Annotated in this window: 14 protein-coding genes; 4 read left to right on the plus strand and 10 right to left on the minus strand. The window is 68.0% G+C overall.

Going from position 1 to position 16,159, the window contains the following annotated elements:
* Positions 1-143: 143 nt before the first annotated feature.
* From pyk to gcl, 5 genes are all read right to left on the minus strand, one after another.
* A complete protein-coding gene (gene pyk, locus AC1Q6V_RS25720) occupies positions 144-1,607 on the minus strand; it encodes a pyruvate kinase (protein WP_439668354.1) in 1,464 nt (487 codons plus the stop codon).
* A 109-nt stretch (positions 1,608-1,716) separates the two neighbouring features.
* The gene (locus AC1Q6V_RS25725) at positions 1,717-3,039 is read right to left on the minus strand and encodes a glycerate kinase type-2 family protein (RefSeq protein ID WP_058698091.1); all 1,323 of its coding nucleotides are present in this window, start codon (positions 3,037-3,039) and stop codon (positions 1,717-1,719) included.
* A gap of 66 nt (positions 3,040-3,105) precedes the next feature.
* A complete protein-coding gene (gene glxR, locus AC1Q6V_RS25730; RefSeq protein ID WP_010812149.1) occupies positions 3,106-4,020 on the minus strand; it encodes a 2-hydroxy-3-oxopropionate reductase in 915 nt (304 codons plus the stop codon).
* A 57-nt stretch (positions 4,021-4,077) separates the two neighbouring features.
* Positions 4,078-4,860 (minus strand): hydroxypyruvate isomerase, encoded by a 783-nt coding sequence (gene hyi, locus AC1Q6V_RS25735; protein ID WP_010812148.1) that lies wholly within the window; start codon positions 4,858-4,860, stop codon positions 4,078-4,080.
* A gap of 111 nt (positions 4,861-4,971) precedes the next feature.
* Complete coding sequence (gene gcl / locus AC1Q6V_RS25740) at positions 4,972-6,756, minus strand: glyoxylate carboligase (protein ID WP_010812147.1); 1,785 nt, start codon at positions 6,754-6,756, stop codon at positions 4,972-4,974.
* Positions 6,757-7,039: 283 nt separating this feature from the next.
* Between gcl and AC1Q6V_RS25745 the strand changes: the two genes are divergently transcribed.
* The 3 genes from AC1Q6V_RS25745 to AC1Q6V_RS25755 all read left to right on the plus strand — a co-directional run bounded on the left by AC1Q6V_RS25745 (position 7,040) and on the right by AC1Q6V_RS25755 (position 9,202).
* A complete protein-coding gene (locus tag AC1Q6V_RS25745; protein ID WP_010812146.1) occupies positions 7,040-7,735 on the plus strand; it encodes a hypothetical protein in 696 nt (231 codons plus the stop codon).
* 148 nt (positions 7,736-7,883) lie between these two features.
* The gene (locus AC1Q6V_RS25750; RefSeq protein ID WP_010812145.1) at positions 7,884-8,804 is read left to right on the plus strand and encodes a LysR family transcriptional regulator; all 921 of its coding nucleotides are present in this window, start codon (positions 7,884-7,886) and stop codon (positions 8,802-8,804) included.
* A 17-nt stretch (positions 8,805-8,821) separates the two neighbouring features.
* A complete protein-coding gene (locus AC1Q6V_RS25755; RefSeq protein ID WP_010812144.1) occupies positions 8,822-9,202 on the plus strand; it encodes a DUF2784 domain-containing protein in 381 nt (126 codons plus the stop codon).
* Between the two features lie 10 nt (positions 9,203-9,212).
* Here the strand turns inward: AC1Q6V_RS25755 and AC1Q6V_RS25760 are convergent, their stop codons facing one another.
* From AC1Q6V_RS25760 to AC1Q6V_RS25780, 5 genes are all read right to left on the minus strand, one after another.
* Positions 9,213-10,049 (minus strand): crotonase/enoyl-CoA hydratase family protein, encoded by an 837-nt coding sequence (locus AC1Q6V_RS25760; RefSeq protein WP_010812143.1) that lies wholly within the window; start codon positions 10,047-10,049, stop codon positions 9,213-9,215.
* Between the two features lie 26 nt (positions 10,050-10,075).
* Positions 10,076-10,855, minus strand: a complete 780-nt coding sequence (locus AC1Q6V_RS25765) for an enoyl-CoA hydratase-related protein (RefSeq protein WP_010812142.1) — start codon at positions 10,853-10,855, stop codon at positions 10,076-10,078.
* A gap of 49 nt (positions 10,856-10,904) precedes the next feature.
* Entirely contained in the window at positions 10,905-11,708 is an 804-nt protein-coding gene (locus AC1Q6V_RS25770) for an SDR family oxidoreductase (protein WP_439668353.1), read from the minus strand.
* A gap of 576 nt (positions 11,709-12,284) precedes the next feature.
* Positions 12,285-12,977, minus strand: coding sequence for a GntR family transcriptional regulator (locus AC1Q6V_RS25775; RefSeq protein ID WP_010812140.1), 693 nt, complete (start codon positions 12,975-12,977; stop codon positions 12,285-12,287).
* Positions 12,978-13,025: 48 nt separating this feature from the next.
* Positions 13,026-14,426: a C4-dicarboxylate transporter DctA gene (locus AC1Q6V_RS25780; RefSeq protein WP_010812139.1), complete on the minus strand. Its 1,401-nt coding sequence runs from the start codon at positions 14,424-14,426 to the stop codon at positions 13,026-13,028.
* A 425-nt stretch (positions 14,427-14,851) separates the two neighbouring features.
* Here AC1Q6V_RS25780 and AC1Q6V_RS25785 point away from each other — a divergent pair, with 425 nt between their 5' ends.
* A complete protein-coding gene (locus AC1Q6V_RS25785) occupies positions 14,852-16,108 on the plus strand; it encodes an allantoate amidohydrolase (RefSeq protein ID WP_010812138.1) in 1,257 nt (418 codons plus the stop codon).
* Positions 16,109-16,159 lie beyond the last annotated feature (51 nt).

Raw genomic sequence — 16,159 nt, forward strand, 5'->3', positions numbered from 1 at the left:
ACACCAGGCCCAAACAAAAAAACACCACCCACTCGCCCTGGAGACGGGCAACGCAGGCGGTGTGCGGCAAAACAAAGAAACCGGGTCTGCACCCGGTTCCGTGATGACGCGAACGTTCCGGGACGGGAACGCAAGCTGCGCGGTCAGGCCAAGGCGGCCTCGCGCGCAGCCGGTGCGGTTGCCACCGCGCCGGCGCCAACTTCAGCCACGCGCAGCAGGTTGGTGGTCCCGCCTTGCCCGAACGGCATCCCCGCGGCGATGGTGATCTGGTCGCCAGGCACGGCATAACCTTCGGCCACCGCCGCGCGCGTGGCGGCTTCGACCATTTCATCCACGCTCTGCACATCCGGGCTCACGGTGGAGTGGACGCCCCAGGCAATGGCCAGGCGGCGCGCGATTTCCAGGTTCGGCGTGATGCTGACGATCGGTGCGCACGGCCGCTCGCGCGCGGCGCGCAGCGCGGTGGCGCCCGAGGACGTGTAGGTCACGGTCGCGACGGCGCCGATGATCTGCGTGACTTCGCGCAGCGCCGCGCAGATCGCATCCTGGCGCGTGTTCAGCGGGGTCTCGTGCTGGGCGTCGAGCAGGTTGCGGTACAGCGGGTCGCGTTCCACCTCGGTGACGATGCGGTTCATCATCGACACCGCCGGCACCGGGTAGCGGCCGTTGGCCGACTCGGCCGACAGCATCACCGCGTCGGCGCCTTCATAGATGGCGCTGGCCACGTCCGACGCTTCGGCGCGGGTCGGCACCGGCGAGTCGATCATCGATTCCAGCATCTGCGTGGCGATCACCACCGGCTTGCCCAGCTGGCGGCACACGCGCAGGATGCGCTTCTGCACGCCGGGCACGCGCTCGGGCGGCAGTTCCACGCCGAGGTCGCCGCGCGCCACCATCACGGAATCGGACACGCGCACGATCTCTTCGAGCTGCTGCAGCGCGGCCGGCTTCTCGATCTTGGACAGGATGCCGGCACGGGTACCGACGATCTCGCGCGCTTCGACGATGTCGGACGGGCGCTGCACGAACGACAGGCCGATCCAGTCAGCGCCCAGCGACAGCGCGAAGTCCAGGTCCTTGCGGTCCTTCTCGGTCAGCGCGGGGATGGGGATCACGGCGTCGGGCACGTTCACGCCCTTGCGGTCGGACAGCGTGCCGTTGTTGACCACGCGCGTGGTGATGGTGCCGGTGGTCACCGCCTCGATCGACAGGCGTACCTTGCCGTCGTCGATCAGCAGCGACTGGCCCGGCTGCGCGGCGGCGAACAGTTCGGGGTGCGGCAGGTAGACGCGGGTGCCGTCGCCCGGGGTGGGATCGCTGTCGAGCACGAATACATCGCCCGCGCGCACCGCGACCTTGCCGGCGGCGAAGGTGCCGATGCGCAGCTTCGGGCCCTGCAGGTCGGCCAGGATCGCGATCGGGCGGCCGGTTTCGGCCTCGATCTTGCGCACGGCGTCGTAGCGCGCGCGGTGGTCTTCGTGCGTGCCGTGGCTGAAGTTCAGCCGGAACACGTCGGCGCCCGCCTCGAACAGTTCGCGGATCACCGCGATGTCGGTGCTTGCGGGTCCAAGCGTGGCAACGATCTTCGCTTTGCGCTGGCGTCTCATGATGTCTCCTCTTCCATTCTCGGACGGCGCGCCATGTGGCGCGCCGGGTAATGCTGTTCAGGTGAACGACTGCTTCGGTATGGCGGTACTGCGCTGACGACTGCAGGACCTACACAATCAGGATGGCGCGGAAGTCATTCACATTGGTGCGGGTCGGGCCGGTGACGATCAGGTCGCCCACGCCGGCAAAGAAGCCGTAGCCGTCGTTGTTGTCCAGGTGCGCGCGCGCCGACAGACCGCGCGCGGCGGCGCGGGTCAGGGTGTCGGGCGAGAGCAGCGCGCCGGCGTTGTCCTCGGAGCCGTCGATGCCGTCGGTGTCGCCGGCAATTGCGTGCACGCCGGCCAGGCCGTCGAGCGCCACCGCCAGGGCCAGCAGGAACTCGGCATTGCGCCCGCCGCGGCCCTTGCCGCGCACGGTCACGGTGGTCTCGCCGCCGGACAGGATTACGCAGGGCTTGCTGAAGGGCTGGCCGCGCTGCGCCACCTGGCGCGCGATGGCAGCGTGCACTTCGGCCACTTCGCGGGCTTCGCCTTCGATGCAGTCGGACAGGATATGGGCCTCGTAGCCCAGTTCACGCGCGCGCGCGGCCGCGGCTTCCAGCGATTGCTGCGCGGTGGCCAGCGTCACGTTGCGGTGGCCTTCGAAGCGGGCATCGCCGGGCTTGGGCGTTTCGCCGGCGCCGCTCTCCAGGTGGGCGCGCACGTTGGCGGGGACTTCAATGCCGTACTTGGCGATGACGGCCAGCGCGTCGGCGCAGGTGGTCGCGTCGGGCAGCGTCGGGCCGCTTGCGATCAGGGTCGGGTCATCGCCGGGGATATCGGAAATCAGCAGGGTCTCGACGCGGGCCGGGGCGCAGTGCAGCGCCAGGCGTCCGCCCTTGAGCGCGGACAGGTGCTTGCGCACGCAGTTCATTTCGCCGATGCTCGCGCCGCTCTTGAGCAGCGCCTTGTTCACGGCCTGCTTGTCGGCCAGCGTCAGGCCCGGCGCGGGCGCGGCCAGCAGCGCGGAGCCGCCGCCGGAAATCAGGCACAGCACCAGGTCGTCGGCGGTCAGGCCCTGCACCAGTTCCACCATGCGCTGCGCGGCGCGCTGGCCGGCTTCGTCGGGAACGGGATGCGCGGCTTCGACCACTTCAATGCGCTGGCAATCGGCGCCATGGCCGTAGCGCGTCACCACCAGGCCCGACAGCTCGCCTTGCCAGTTCGCCTCGACCGCCTGCGCCATCGCGGCAGCGGCCTTGCCGGCGCCGATCACCACCGTGCGGCCCTTGGGCGGCGTGGGCAGGTGCGGCGGCAGGCAATGGCTGGCGCTGACGGAAGCGACCGCGGTGTCGAGCAGGTCGCGCAACAGCGCGCGCGCGTCGGACTGTGCGGGATGCGCTGCGGCGCGCTGGGGCGAGAGCAGGGCGGCTTGAGGTTCGGTGGCGAGCATGAAAAGTCCTGGTGCTGACGGGGAAAGCTAGTCGTCCCCGCAGGGCGGGGACGACGTGGTTGCTGCTTACTTGGCGATCTGGTGGTTAGACATGATCTCGATCGCGCGGCACAGGGCCGAATGGTCCTGCTTGCCCAGGCCGTTGGCGGCGCAGGTGTTGAACAGCTCCTGCGCGGTGGCGGTGTTGGGCAGTGCCACGCCCAGTGCCTTGGCACCCTGCAGCGCCAGGTTCAGGTCCTTCTGGTGCAGTTCGATGCGGAAACCCGGGTCGAAGGTGCGCTTGACCATGCGCTCGCCGTGCACTTCCAGGATGCGCGAAGCCGCAAAGCCGCCCATCAGCGCCTGGCGCACCTTGGCCGGATCGGCGCCGGCCTTGGAGGCGAACAGCAGGGCTTCGGACACGGCCTGGATGTTCAGCGCGACGATGATCTGGTTGGCCACCTTGGTGGTCTGGCCGTCACCGTTGCCACCGACCAGCGTGACGTTCTTGCCCATCAGGTCGAACAGCGGCTTGACCTGGTCATAGGCTTCCTGCGGGCCGCCGACCATGATCGTCAGCGAAGCAGCCTTGGCGCCCACTTCACCGCCCGACACCGGAGCATCCAGGTACGAGGCGCCCAGCTTGTTGATGCGCGCGGCGAAGTCCTTGGTGGCGATCGGCGAGATCGAGCTCATGTCGACCACGATCTTGCTGTGGCTGGCCTCCTTGCCGGCAGCCTTGAACGCGGCGGCCACGCCCTTTTCGCTGAACAGAACGGCTTCCACGTGCGGGGTGTCCGGCACCATGATGACGATGATGTCGGCACGCTTGGCGACTTCCTCGGCGCTGGTGCAGACGGTCACGCCTGCATCGACCAGCGCTTGCGGGGCCGGGTTGACGTCATGCACGAACAGCGTGTGGCCGGCGGCGCGCAGGTGGCCCGCCATCGGTGCGCCCATGATGCCCAGGCCGATGAAGCCGACGTTGCGTTGGTTTGCCATGTTGATGTCTCCTTGAATGAGATTAAGTCTGTCTTGGTTGGCGTAGGTGGTAACCCGTTACTGCACGCCGTGCTCGGCGCGCCAGCCCAGGCCGGCTTCGGTGGTGGTCTTCGGCTTGTACTCGCAGCCGATCCAGCCGTTGTAGCCGATCTCGTCCAGGAACTTGAACAGGAAGCGGTAGTTCAGCTCGCCGGTCCCCGGTTCATTGCGGCCCGGGTTGTCGGCCAGCTGCACGTGCTTGATCTTCGGCAGGTTGGCCTTGATGGTGTTGGCGATCTCGCCTTCCATCCGCTGCATGTGGTAGATGTCGTACTGCACGTACAGGTTGGGCGCATTGACCTGGTTGATCAGGTCCACCGCCTGCTGCGTGCGCGACAGGAAGAAGCCGGGGATGTCGAAGGTGTTGATCGGCTCGACCAGCAGGTCGATATGCTCAGCAGCGAGCGCGCTGGCGGCGAAGCGCAGGTTTTCCACCAGCGTTTCCTGGGCCTGCTCGCGCTTGACGTTCTGCGGCTGGATGCCGACCAGGCAGTTCAGCTGGCGCACGCCCAGCACCTTGGCGTACTTGATGGCCTCGCCCACGCCGTCCTGGAACTCGCCGACGCGGTCCGGGTGGCAGGCAATGCCGCGCTCGCCCGCTTCCCACTTGCCGGCGGGCAGGTTGTGCAGCACCAGGTCCAGCTGGAAGCGGTTCAGGCGGTCAGCGATCTGATCCGCATGGAAGGCATAGGGGAAGAGGAATTCCACGCCGCGGAAGCCCGCGCGCGCGGCGGCTTCGAAGCGGTCGAGAAAACCGACTTCATTGAACAGCATGGTGAGGTTGGCCGCAAGTTTAGTCATGAGTCTCTCCGGTTTAGTTGTGTTGTCGTTCTGCCGGTGCAGAACCGGTGATGCAGGGGCGCTGGATTTGCGCGGGCCGTGGCCCGCGCTTCCATGTTGGAATGGTGCCGCTTACGCCGTTTCCACTTCTTCCTTCAGGATCGCTTCCTCGATGTCCTCGAGGTCTTCGATCGGCTCGAATTCGTTGACGTTGTCGATCTCGGTGCCCATCGCGATATTGGTCACGCGCTCCAGGATCACCTCGACCACCACCGGCACCGAGAACTCGGCCATCAGGTCGCGCGCTTCGGCGAAGGCCGGGGCGATGTCTTCCGGCTTGAACACGCGGATCGCCTTGCAGCCCAGGCCCTCGACCACCTTGACGTGGTCCACGCCGTAGCCGTTCAGTTCAGGCGAGTTGACGTTGTCGAAGGCCAGCTGCACGCAGTAGTCCATCTCGAAGTTGCGCTGCGCCTGGCGGATCAGGCCGAGGTAGGAGTTGTTCACCACCACGTGGATGTACGGCACCTTGAACTGCGCGGCCACGGCCAGTTCTTCGATCATGAACTGGAAGTCGTAGTCGCCCGAGATCGCCACCACATCCGAATCCGGCGAGGCGGTCTTCACGCCGATCGCGGCCGGGATGGTCCAGCCCAGCGGGCCGGCCTGGCCGCAGTTGATCCAGTGGCGCGGCTCGTTGACCGACAGGAACTGGGCCGCGGCGATCTGCGACAGGCCGATGGTGCTGACATAACGCACGTCGCGCGGGAAGTACTGGTTCATCTCGCGGTACACGCGCTGCGGCTTGACCGGCACGTTGTCGAAATCGCTCTTGCGCTGCATGGTGCGGCGGCGCTTCTGCACGTCGGCCACCCACGACTTGCGGCACGGCAGGCGGCCGGCCATCTTCATTTCGCGGGCAACTTCAACGAACAGTTCCAGCGCGGCCTTGGCGTCCGACACGATGCCCAGGTCAGGTCCGAACACGCGGCCGATCTGGGTGGGTTCGATATCGACGTGCACGAACTTGCGGCCCTTGGTGTAGACATCGACGCTGCCGGTGTGGCGGTTGGCCCAGCGGTTGCCGATGCCCATCACGAAGTCCGAAGCCAGCAGCGTGGCGTTGCCGTAGCGGTGCGAGGTCTGCAGGCCGACCATGCCGGCTTGCAGCGGGTGGTCGTCGGCCAGCACGCCCCAGCCCATCAGGGTCGGCACCACTGGCACGTTGACCAGTTCAGCGAACTCGACCAGCAGATCCGCCGCGTCGGCGTTGATCACGCCGCCGCCGCACACGATCAGCGGGCGCTCGGCCGCGTTCAGCATCGAGATGGCCTTCTCGATCTGGGCGCGCGAGGCTGCCGGCTTGTACGGCTGCAGCGACTGGTAGGTGTCGACATCGAATTCGATCTCGGCCACCTGCACATCGAACGGCAGGTCGATCAGCACCGGACCCGGGCGGCCCGAACGCATGATGTGGAAGGCTTGCTGGAACACTTGCGGCACCAGGGCCGGCTCGCGCACGGTCACGGCCCACTTGGTCACGGGCTTGGCGATCGACTCGATATCGACGGCCTGGAAGTCTTCCTTGTACAGGCGGGCGCGCGGGGCCTGGCCGGTAATGCAGAGGATGGGGATCGAATCGGCCCAGGCCGAGTACAGGCCGGTGATCATGTCGGTGCCGGCGGGGCCCGAGGTGCCGACGCAGACGCCGATGTTGCCCGGCTCGGCACGGGTGTAGCCTTCGGCCATGTGCGAGGCGCCCTCGACGTGGCGGGCCAGCACGTGGTTGATGTTGCCCGACTTGCGCATTGCCGAGTAGAACGGGTTGATGGCCGCGCCCGGCACGCCGAATGCCGTGGTCACGCCTTCCTTCTCCAGCACGGCGATTGCCGCGTCGATTGCTCTCATCTTTGCCATGATCTTGTCTCCAGTGATGGTGTGAATTCCGTTGGAGTCGATCCTATTCCCGCAGGCGGGGTGGGATAAACAGAAGGGAGATCAGTTGATTCGATACCTGGGGTACGCAATATCGCCTTGGAAGCCAGATCGGACGGTCGGCGGGGGTACGCCGGGGTACGCAATTGGACATGTGGTGTGACGGTGCGGGCACGCAGCGCAGCGGTGGGTACGGGGCCGCGCCGGCCGGCCGCCGCAGCGCAGTGCGGCAAAATGGCGGGATTCCTCGCCATCCGGGCCGACCATGTATTCCAGGCTGCCGTCTACTTACGAACTGCTTGAAGCGCTTGCCGCCGTCCCGCCCGGGCCGGCCGCCTACCCTCCGGCGCCGGGCGGCCGCCTCGGGCGCGCGCTGTGGGTGGGCTTTATCGCGGCGCTGGTCGCGACCATCCTGAGTGGCGCGGCCCTGGCCGTCTGGCGGCTGTGGCTGAAGCACCCGGTGCCGCCGTGGTCGCTGCGGACCTTCGAGGCGCTGCTGGCCTTGTCGGCCGCCTGTTACGTCGGCGCCGGACTCACGCGCGCCGGCACCGTGCTGGCCACGCTGCGCCATCCGCTGCGCTGGCAGGCCGCCGAGATGGACCGCCACAGCGTGGCCGAGGATGCGCTGCTGCGCCGGTTGGCGCGCATCCCGCCACAGCAGCTGCAGGCGCGCCAGCGGCGTGTGGTGTTGCAACTGCGGTTGTGGGAAGGTGCTGCGCGCACCCTGGCAGGGCTGCTGGCACTGGCGCCGGCCGCGGCCGTGGTGGCGGCACTGCCGCGCCAGCAGGCCATGGCCGGGACGCTGCTGTGGCTCTACGGCGTGATGGTGGTGACCGGCGCGGCCTGCTACCTGTACCTGCACGTGCAATGCAGCCGGCCGCTGCGGCGGCTGGCCCATGTGCTGGGCGAAGCGGCCGAGATGAACGCGCAGGTCAGGGCGCGGGCGGCTCCGGCCGCCTGATTCCGCACCGGCTTGGGGTGACGCGGCATGCCCCTGGCAGCGGCCCTGACGCGGCCGTATGCGGATGCCGCGATCCTGCCCATCAGCCGCGCAGTGATGCCACATCCCCGGGGATGCCGCACAATGGCGCCCGGGAGACGAATATCCGATGGACAAACTCAAGCAAATCGAAGCCTTTATCGCCGTGGTGGAGCACGGCAGCATGGCGGCCGCGGCGCTCACGCAGAACGTGACGCCGGTGATGATCGGCCGCCGCATCAACGCGCTGGAAGCCCGCATCGGCGTCAAGCTGCTGCACCGGTCCACGCGCCGCATCGCCGTGACCGAGCAGGGCGCGGTGTTCATGGAGCAGTGCAAGAAGGCGCTGGCCGACCTGGACCGCGCCGAGATGCTGATCGCCGAAGGCAAGCACAAGGCCACCGGCCACCTGATCGTTTCGGCACCGGCGGCGTTCGGGCGCAAGCACGTGGCACCGCACGCGCCGGCGTTCCTCTCGGCCAACCCGGAAGTGCAGATCTCGTTCAACCTGACCGACCGCGTGGTCGACCTGGTGCGCGAAGGCTATGACGTCGGCATCCGCATCGGCGGCGCCATCGACCCGAACTTTGTCGCGATCAAGCTGGCCTCGAACAAGCGCGTGGTGTGCGGCACGCCGGCGTACTTCGCCAGGTACGGCGTGCCGCAGACGCTGGACGACCTGGCCCAGCACAACTGCCTGGCGTTCAACCTGCAGGGCGGCCAGCAGCGCGGCTGGTACTTCAGCCAGAACGGCAAGACCGTGACCGTGCGCGTCAACGGCAACCTGGACTGCAACGACGGCGAGCTGCTGCACCGCTGGACCGGCGAGGGCCTGGGCCTGGGCTGGCGCTCGACCTGGGAGATCCTGCCGCAGCTGGAAAGCGGCGAGCTGATCACGGTGCTGGACGAATACGCGCTGCCGGCCTACGACATCCTTGCCGTGTACCCGCAGCAGCGGCCGGTGCCGGCCAAGATCCGTTTCTTCATCGAGCACCTGAAGGCGCAGTTCGCGCGCCCGGGCTACTGGATGGACACGGCGGGCGGCAACTGAGGCCGCCGCCGAGCGCGATGCCGATCACAGCCTGGCTGGCCGACCTGGTGGTCATCGTGCACGGGCTGTTTATCCTGTTCGTGGTGGCGGGCGGCCTGCTGGTGTTGCGCTGGCCGCGTGTCGCATGGCTGCACCTGCCGGCGGCGGTGTGGGGCGTGCTGATCGAATGGTCCGGCTGGATCTGCCCGCTGACGCCGCTGGAAAACATGCTGCGCCGGGCCGCGGGACAGGCGGGCTACAGCGGCGGTTTTGTCGAGCGCTACCTGTTGCCGCTGATCTATCCGGCCGGGCTCACGCCCGCGGTGCAGCTGTGGCTCGGCGCGGTGGTGCTGGTGGTCAACGTGGTGGTCTATGCGTTGTGGTGGCGCCGCCGGCGAGCCGCGCGGCACCACCACTGAGCGGCTTGCTTCAGCCCGCCGGCTCGAAGCGCGGCGCGCGCTTCTGCATATTGGCCAGCACTGCCTCGCGCTGGTTGGGTGAGCCGACCAGCCGGTCCTGCTCGTCGGACTCGGCCTGCAGGATGGCGGCATTGTCGCCGCGCTCCACCACCGCCATCAGGCGCTTGGCCGCGCGGATCGCATCCGGGTTCTTCTGTGCCACCTGGCGCGCGGCTTCCAGCGCCGCGGCGCGCGGGTCGTCGGCGAGGTAGGTGCCCAGGCCCAGTTCGCAGGCTTCGGTGCCGCTCAGCACGCGCGCGCTGTAGATCAGCTCGCGCAGCACGTCGGGGCGCACCAGGCCGCGCGTGAGCACCATGCCGGCCATGTCGGGCACCAGCCCCCACTTCATTTCCATGACCGACAGCCTGGTATCGGGCGCGACGTAGCGTACGTCAGCGCCCAGCGCCACCTGCAGCCCGCCGCCGAAAGCCACGCCGTGGACCGCGGCGAAGACCGGCACCGGCAGTTCGCGCCAGACCATGCACGCGTACTGCGGGCGATTGGACATGCCGTTGGTACGCTTGCCGAGGCGGCCCGCGCCGATGCTGTCGTTGTGGGATTCGCCGCCACCGCCCGACAACATGCCCGCCATGCGGCCCATGTCCAGCCCCGCGCAGAAGGCGCGGCCCTCGCCTGACAGGACCACGGCGCGCAGGTCGGGCATGCGCGCCAGTTGCTCGCCGGTCTCGATCAGCGCGTCGAACATGGCCTGGTCGAGCGCGTTCATCTTGTCGGGGCGGTTCAGGCGGACGTCGGCGACGCCGTCTTCGATGGTGACGAGGATACGTTCGTTGCTGCTGGCGCTCATGCGCTGGCTCCTTGTGATGCGGGTTCTCAACGGCCCTTGAACTGGGGCTTGCGCTTCTCCATGAAGGCGGCTACGCCTTCCTTGCAGTCATCGCTGCGGCTGGCGCGCGACTGCAGCGTGGCTTCCACTTCGAGCTGCGCGGCCAGGTCGTTGTCGAAGCTCTGGTTGAGGGCTTCCTTGATCATGCCGTAGGCCATGGTCGGCATGGTGGCCAGGTGGCGGGCCAGCTTGCCGGCCTCGTCCTGCAGCGCGTCGTCGGCGTGGACCTTCCACACCAGGCCGATGCGCTGGGCCTCCTCGGCATCGATCTTCTCGGCCAGGATGGCCAGCGCGCGGGCGCGCATCTCGCCGGCATAGCGCGGCACGAAGTAGGTGCTGCCGGCGTCCGGGACCAGGCCGATCTTGGAGAAGGCCTGCAGGAAGCTGGCCGAGCGGGCCGCCAGCACCACGTCGCCCGCCAGCGCCAGGCTCATGCCGGCACCGGCGGCCACGCCGTTGACCGCGGTGACGACCGGCTTGGGCATCTGGCGCAGCGCCATGATGATCGGGTGGTAGCGCTCGCGCAGCAGCGTGCCGGAATCGGAGATGCCATCCTTGCCGCGCGCGGCAAGGTCGGCGCCAGCGCAGAAGCCGCGGCCCGCGCCGGTGATCAGCACGGCGCGCACGCCGGCATCGCCGGCGGCGCGCTCAACGCCCTCGCGCAGCTCGCGCATCAGGTCGCCGTTCATCGCGTTGAGCACGTCCGGGCGGTTCAGGGTCAGCGTGGCCACGCCTTCGCTGGCTTGATAGAGGACGGATGCCGTCATGGGTGGTTCTCCTTGTTGCTTGGTCGTGGTTCGGTGCGGGTGCGGAAACTTACTGCGGCTTCTTCAGCGCGTCGGCGGAGGCGTCGCCCAGCTTGCTGCCGCCGTCGCAGTCGAGGATGGTGCCGGTGACGTAGTGCGCGTTGTCGCTGCTCAGGTACATCGCGGCATCGGCGATATCGTCCTTGGTGCCGTAGTCGCGCAGCGCCAGGCGGGCCTTGTAGCGCGCCTCCATCTCGGCCGTGGGCGCCAGCCGCGCCATGCCTTCGGTGTCGGCGATCGGGCCGGGCGAGATGCCGTTCACGCGCACGCCGGCCGGGCCCCATTCCATCGCCAGGCACTTGATCAGCATGTTGATGCCGGCCTTGGCGGCGCAGGCATGGGCCTGGAACATCATGGCGTTGACCGCCTGCGGCGCGGTGATCGCGATCAGCGACGCACCCGGCTTGGCCAGGTGGTCGAAGCTGGCGCGGAACACGTTGAAGGTGCCGAGCAGGTCGATATCGACCACCGTCTTGAAGGCATTGGCCGACATGCCGACCACGGGCGCGAGGAAGTTGCCCGCGGCGCCGGAGATCACCACGTCGATCGGTCCCAGTTTGTCCTGGGCGCGTGCGAAGGCCGCTTCCACTGCGGCATAGTCGCGCACGTCGGCGGCCATGCCGATGGCGGTGCCGCCGGCCGCGGTGATGGTGTCGGCGGCGGCCTGGATGCGCTCGGCGGTGCGGCTGATCAGCGCCAGCTTCGCCCCGGCGCGCGCGAAGCCGTGCGCGATGCCGAGGTTGATGCCGGAGGAGGCGCCGGCGACGAATATGGTCTTGCCGGCAAAGGCGTCGGGGCGGAAGGCACTGGGCATGGGAAGTCCTCTCGATCGATGGTCATGCGATGCGGGCCGCGATCCGGCGTCAGGCAGGACCGTGGCGTTGCGAAATGCAGGGGAGAGCTAGCGCCGGCGGCGTGGCTGCAGCGCAGGTATCGCGCGATGGCGCATGACGGTCTCCATGTTTCTGTTCTGGTGTGCGTCCGCCCCGGATCCTGCGGGGGGCGGCGCCGGCCTCTGGCTCGGGCCTCCGGCATCCTAACCCGAAGCCGGGATTCGATCTCACGTATTGCCGGCAATGCCGGCCGCCGCGGACGCAACTATGGCGGCGCCGGGAATGCCTTCCGGGCGCTGCAACTAGCTGGCGGGAAAGGAAAAAACGGGTGCGGGACTGCGTCGCGGCCAGGCGGCGGGACAGGGCGCCATTCCGCAGCGCAAAACCCAGTCCTCAGAAAAAAGAAAGCCCGCACACCGTTGCAGCGTGCGGGCGGCCTTCCGACGATGAGGTGCCGGAAGGCAGAGTGCTCATGAAGTGCGCCCCCGCGTCTTCATGGCGGGGTCAAGTGTGCGCGCGGGCGGCAGTGGCCGCTTTGACTCACGTCAAGCAGACGCCTACGCGAGCAGCGCGGTCACCAGGTCCTTGCCGCGCGACACCGGCGCGGTTTCCTCGAAATGCAGCGCACCTTCCACGTGGCCCAGGTGGTCCACCATCAGCGTGACGGCCCGCTCGACATCGCCGGCACGGGCGGCCTCGATGAATTCGCGGTGCTCGTCCGACGAGCAGGCCGCGTCGCGGCGCGACTGGTACAGCATGGTGATGACCGCGCTGCGCGTCGACAGCTCGCGCATCATCTCGGTCAGCACGCCGTTGCCGACCACCTCGGCCAGCACGATATGGAAGTCGCCCAGCAGCCGGGTGCGTACCTGCGCATCGTTGCCACCCAGCGCCTTGCGTTCGGCCGCCAGGTGGCGGTCGATGCGCTTGTAGTCGGCCGGGGTCGCCTTGGCAACGAACTCGCGCGCCAGCGCCGCTTCCAGGATGCGGCGCACCGCGAAGACCTCGCGCGCCTCCTCGGCGCTGGGCTTGGCCACGAAGGCACCCTTGTCGGGCACGATCTGGATGACCTTGTCCTTGGACAGCATCAGCAGCGCCGCGCGCACCTTGGTGCGGCTGACGCGGTAGACACTGGCCAGGGCCTCCTCGCGCAGCTTGGTGCCGGGCGGCAGGCGGTGCGAAACGATGGCCGCGACAATGTCTTCGGCGATCGCTTCGGCGGTCATGTCAGGATCGATATGCTCGGGCATGGCAGCGCACTTGCGCAGGGGCTGCGCGGTTGGGGAGATGGCATGATTCTATCGCCCCGGCGCAGGGACCGGAGAACCGGCGGTAACGCCGTCCTCCGCCATCGCGGCCAGGCCAGCATCCAGGTCGGTCGCCTCGATGGCGCCGTTGAGCACGCCATGGGCCCGTTCGCGGTCGATATCCTTCTCCCAGGCGGCCACCACCACGGTCGCCACGCAGTTGCCGATCAGGTTGCCCAGTGCACGCGCGATGCCGATGAACCAGTCCACCGACAGCACCAGCACCAGCCCGATGGCGGGAATCGCCGGGTGTGCCGACAGCGTCGCGGCCAGGATCACGATGGCCGAGCCGGGGATGCCGTGCGCGCCCTTGGAGGTGACCAGCGCCACCGCCAGGATGCCGAGCAGGTCGCCCATCGCCAGCGGCGTGTTGGTCGCCTGCGCGATAAAAACCGCGGCCAGCGTCAGGTAGATCGAGAACGCATCCAGGTTGAACGAGTAGCCGGTCGGGATCACCAGGCCCACCACCGACTTCTTGATGCCCATGAACTCCAGCTTCTTCATCACCTGCGGCAGCACGCTGTCGGACGAGGCCGTGCCCAGCACCACCAGCAGCTCGGCGCGCAGGTAGCGGATCAGCTTGATCACCGAGAAGCCGCACACGCGCATGATGGTGCCCAGCACCACCAGCACGAACACGATCACCGCGCCGTAGAACAGGAATACCAGGAAGCCGAGCTGCTTGAGCGAGCCGATGCCGTACTTGCCCACGGTGAAGGCCACCGCGCCCAGCACGCCCAGCGGCGCCAGCTTGATGATGAAGCCCATCATCTTGAACAGCGTATGCGAGAAGGTGTCGATCAGCCTGACCAGCGGCCGGCCCGGCTCACCCACCAGAGACAGCGCGCAGCCGAACAGGATCGACACCAGCAGCACCTGCAGCACGTCGCCGTTGGCAAAGGCGCCGAACACGGTATTGGGGATCAGCTTGAGCAGGAAGTCGACCGTGCCCTGGTCCTTCACCTTGGTCGCGTTGTCGATAAATCCGGCGATGGCCGATGCATCGAGCGAACGCGGGTCGACATTCATGCCGACGCCGGGCTGGAACACATAGGCCAGCAGGATGCCCAGCGCCAGCGCGATGGTGGTGACGATCTCGAAGTACACCACCGCCTTGATGCCGACGCGGCCGACCTTCTTCAGCTCGCCGGCGCCGCAGATGCCGGCCACCACCACGCAGAACACGATCGGGCCGATCAGCATCTTGATCAGCTTGATAAAGGCATCGCCAAGCGGCTTGAGCTTGGCGGCGAATTCAGGGAATGCCAGGCCGAGTGCCGTGCCAATTACCAGGGCAATCAGCACCTGGCCAAACAGCGAACGGGTGAAGCGGATGTGCAAACGGGGCTGGGGGGCGCCGGGGCGGGGCTGCGAGGGAACTGCATGCTGCATGGTTGTCTCCGTACCGGGCCGGTCCGGCGCCTGTCCATTGGCTGGCGCTGGCTGGCCCATCTGATCCAGGAATCACCGGCGGCCCCGTACTGCTCTACTGGCGGGTGGCTGCCGGCCTTACGTTCCGTGCTGGCTTCCGGGTCGGGAGCGCGCCACTTCGCGGATGGCCCCCCTGTTGAGGCGGAATCCACGCAATCGCCTGTCCGGACCGGATTGTCCGCGGCAAATTGTCTGAACGTGGAAGCGAATATAGTACATATCATTTTTGTATGCAATTTTTGAATTCACTGTGCTAACATGAATCGCACAGAATAGAGCTTCGGCCCGGGCGCCACGCCCGCGCCGGCAGGCCTTGCGGCAGACGCCGGCGGGTCTTGCCGGACCACCCGCCGCGGCGTTCACGCACTTCCAGCAGGAGACAACGCATGGCAGCAAATCCGTCGCCGTCCGCCGCAGAGACTGGCACGCGCATCATGGCCTGGGCCGACGCCCTGGCCGTCCACACCGAGCAGCCCGGCATGCTCACCCGTACCTACCTGACCGAGGCCCACCACGGCGCCGCCGCGCAGCTGACCGAATGGATGCAGCAGGCCGGCATGACGGTGCGGCGCGACGCCGCCGGCAACGTGATCGGCCGCTATGAGGGCACCTCGCCCGATGCGCCGGCGCTGCTGACGGGCTCGCACTTCGACACCGTGCGCGACGGCGGCCGCTATGACGGCAACCTCGGCGTGATCCTGCCGATCGCGTGCGTGGCCGAATGGAACCGCCAGGGCAAGCGCTTCCCGTTTGCGATCGAGGTGGTCGGCTTTGCCGAGGAAGAGGGCGTGCGCTTCAAGGCCACGCTGCTGGGCAGCCGCGCCATCGCCGGCACCTTCGACAACAACGTGCTGGACAACGTCGACGACAGCGGCAAGACCATGCGCCAGGTGATGCGCGAGGCCGGTTTCGACGCCACTGCCTTGCCCGCCGCCAGGCATGACAGCAGCAAGGTCGCGGCCTTCATCGAAGTCCACATCGAACAAGGTCCGGTGCTGCTCAATGAAAACCTGCCGGTGGGCGTGGTGACCGCAATCTCCGGCGCCACCCGCTTTATCGTCGAGCTCGAAGGCCTGGCCGGCCACGCCGGCACGGTGCCGATGGACATGCGCCGCGACGCCGCCATGGCCGGGGCCGAGATCGGCCTGTATATCGAGAAGCGCTGCGGCGGCAAGCCGGGCCTGGTCGGCACGGTCGGCCAGTTCAACGTGCCCAACGGCGCCGCCAACGTGGTGCCGGGCCGCGCCGTGTTCTCCATCGACATCCGCGCCGGCGCTGACGCCGAGCGCGAGGCCGCCGTCAACGACGTGCTGGCCGAGATCGAGCGCGTGTGCGCGCGCCGCAACGTGCGCACGCAGGTGCGCAAGACCCATGAGGCGAAGAGTGTTCCCTGCGCCCCGTGGCTGCAAGAGCAATGGGCCGCCGCGATTGCCCGCCAGGGCGTGCCGGTGCGCCACCTGCCGTCGGGCGCCGGCCACGACGCCATGGCCATTGCCGCCATCGCCGACGTCGCCATGCTGTTCGTGCGCTGCGGCAACGGCGGCATCAGCCACCATCCCACCGAAACCATGACCGCCGAGGACGCCGCCCTGTCCGCGCGCGTGTTCAGCGATTTCGTCGAGCACTTCCGCCTGCCGCAGTAAGCCAGCGCAGATTCCCCGGAACCCACCCGAACCCCTCCGTAGTTGAGAGAA

This window comes from Cupriavidus sp. GW823-FHT07B10, from assembly GCF_058794355.1.

What these genes read in the sequence shown, in the direction of transcription:
- pyk (WP_439668354.1), bottom strand. Translation starts at nt 1,607, where the DNA reads ATGAGACGCCAGCGCAAAGCGAAGATCGTTGCCACGCTTGGACCCGCA.
- AC1Q6V_RS25765 (WP_010812142.1), bottom strand. Translation starts at nt 10,855, where the DNA reads ATGACGGCATCCGTCCTCTATCAAGCCAGCGAAGGCGTGGCCACGCTG.
- gcl (WP_010812147.1), bottom strand. Translation starts at nt 6,756, where the DNA reads ATGGCAAAGATGAGAGCAATCGACGCGGCAATCGCCGTGCTGGAGAAG.
- AC1Q6V_RS25745 (WP_010812146.1), top strand. Translation starts at nt 7,040, where the DNA reads ATGTATTCCAGGCTGCCGTCTACTTACGAACTGCTTGAAGCGCTTGCC.
- AC1Q6V_RS25770 (WP_439668353.1), bottom strand. Translation starts at nt 11,708, where the DNA reads ATGCCCAGTGCCTTCCGCCCCGACGCCTTTGCCGGCAAGACCATATTC.
- AC1Q6V_RS25780 (WP_010812139.1), bottom strand. Translation starts at nt 14,426, where the DNA reads ATGCAGCATGCAGTTCCCTCGCAGCCCCGCCCCGGCGCCCCCCAGCCC.
- AC1Q6V_RS25760 (WP_010812143.1), bottom strand. Translation starts at nt 10,049, where the DNA reads ATGAGCGCCAGCAGCAACGAACGTATCCTCGTCACCATCGAAGACGGC.
- AC1Q6V_RS25755 (WP_010812144.1), top strand. Translation starts at nt 8,822, where the DNA reads ATGCCGATCACAGCCTGGCTGGCCGACCTGGTGGTCATCGTGCACGGG.
- AC1Q6V_RS25785 (WP_010812138.1), top strand. Translation starts at nt 14,852, where the DNA reads ATGGCAGCAAATCCGTCGCCGTCCGCCGCAGAGACTGGCACGCGCATC.
- hyi (WP_010812148.1), bottom strand. Translation starts at nt 4,860, where the DNA reads ATGACTAAACTTGCGGCCAACCTCACCATGCTGTTCAATGAAGTCGGT.
- glxR (WP_010812149.1), bottom strand. Translation starts at nt 4,020, where the DNA reads ATGGCAAACCAACGCAACGTCGGCTTCATCGGCCTGGGCATCATGGGC.
- AC1Q6V_RS25725 (WP_058698091.1), bottom strand. Translation starts at nt 3,039, where the DNA reads ATGCTCGCCACCGAACCTCAAGCCGCCCTGCTCTCGCCCCAGCGCGCC.
- AC1Q6V_RS25775 (WP_010812140.1), bottom strand. Translation starts at nt 12,977, where the DNA reads ATGCCCGAGCATATCGATCCTGACATGACCGCCGAAGCGATCGCCGAA.
- AC1Q6V_RS25750 (WP_010812145.1), top strand. Translation starts at nt 7,884, where the DNA reads ATGGACAAACTCAAGCAAATCGAAGCCTTTATCGCCGTGGTGGAGCAC.